Annotated in this window: 3 protein-coding genes; all 3 read right to left on the bottom strand. The window is 36.2% G+C overall.

Annotated elements, in window-relative coordinates; all coding sequences use genetic code 11:
* Positions 1-75: 75 nt before the first annotated feature.
* From ABGX27_08505 to ABGX27_08495, 3 genes are read right to left on the bottom strand one after another with little or no spacing between them, the layout of a single operon-like run.
* Positions 76-237: a hypothetical protein gene (locus tag ABGX27_08505; GenBank protein MEO2069528.1), complete on the bottom strand. Its 162-nt coding sequence runs from the start codon at positions 235-237 to the stop codon at positions 76-78.
* Between the two features lie 15 nt (positions 238-252).
* Positions 253-501 carry a hypothetical protein gene (locus ABGX27_08500; GenBank protein ID MEO2069527.1) on the bottom strand — a complete coding sequence of 83 codons (249 nt, stop codon included), beginning with the start codon at positions 499-501 and terminating at the stop codon, positions 253-255.
* 14 nt (positions 502-515) lie between these two features.
* A complete protein-coding gene (locus ABGX27_08495) occupies positions 516-698 on the bottom strand; it encodes a hypothetical protein (protein ID MEO2069526.1) in 183 nt (60 codons plus the stop codon).
* Positions 699-795: the final 97 nt, after the last annotated feature.

The raw sequence follows: 795 nt of genomic DNA, 5'->3' as shown, positions 1-795 counted from the left end.
CACTTAGGGCAGCGAACTCCAAATAACTTTCCTAAGAAGTCGAAAATTCCCATTCTCCACCTCCTTGAAGTGTTCTTAATTAATCTTCCTCCAAAAGTCACACCTTGGACAAACGATAAATTTTCCAAAAGGAGAAAAAACAAGCTTAAGATAAAAACCACACTTTGGACATACACCGAAGGAACGCACCTTAGTAATACTCGTTGATAAAACTACTGTTTTAATTATTCCTTTCATCTTTTTTGTTCCTTGCTAAGTTAATTGAGTCCAGTTATGAGATCCTCCCGTTGGACATCCGCTTCCCATAGGAATGGAAGAACAATAAACGATTTTTCCACACTTTTTACACTGATAAGCTTTTGTCCCTCTTTTAGGAATAACTCCCCCATTGTTGCATACCCTATGCCATATATGACTTCCTCCAGCTGGACATCCAACGCCAGAGGGAATTCCTCCACTTTCAACCATACTTCCACATTTTGAACAAATGTAAACAGCCATACTTTACCTCTTAGTTAAAGTTTAAAAATGGAAAAGTCATCATCTTTTTCTTTTGAATCTGAAAGAGAATTCAATGATTTTGAAAGATCATTCCATTCCTTTAACTCATCATAGGTAGAAAAGATCCCATTCGTTTGTTTTCTTACCATCTCATTAAGAACTGCCTTAACTAAGAACTTTCCTACTTCTAATAGCATCTCTTTCCCTCCTATCTTTAATTTTTTCATTATCAAGTCTAAAAACCTTTTGACCCAAAAATTGGGGCAAAAAGAGGGGTTTTTCTGTCAATGGATG

Source organism: Desulfurobacteriaceae bacterium, assembly GCA_039832905.1.
In the GTDB taxonomy this organism is placed as follows: domain Bacteria; phylum Aquificota; class Aquificia; order Desulfurobacteriales; family Desulfurobacteriaceae; genus Desulfurobacterium.
This window is presented reverse-complemented; position numbering and strand designations above follow the sequence as displayed.

Excerpts from the sequence above, each read along its gene's own strand:
- ABGX27_08495 (MEO2069526.1), bottom strand. The coding sequence starts at position 698 with ATGCTATTAGAAGTAGGAAAGTTCTTAGTTAAGGCAGTTCTTAATGAG.
- ABGX27_08500 (MEO2069527.1), bottom strand. The coding sequence starts at position 501 with ATGGCTGTTTACATTTGTTCAAAATGTGGAAGTATGGTTGAAAGTGGA.
- ABGX27_08505 (MEO2069528.1), bottom strand. The coding sequence starts at position 237 with ATGAAAGGAATAATTAAAACAGTAGTTTTATCAACGAGTATTACTAAG.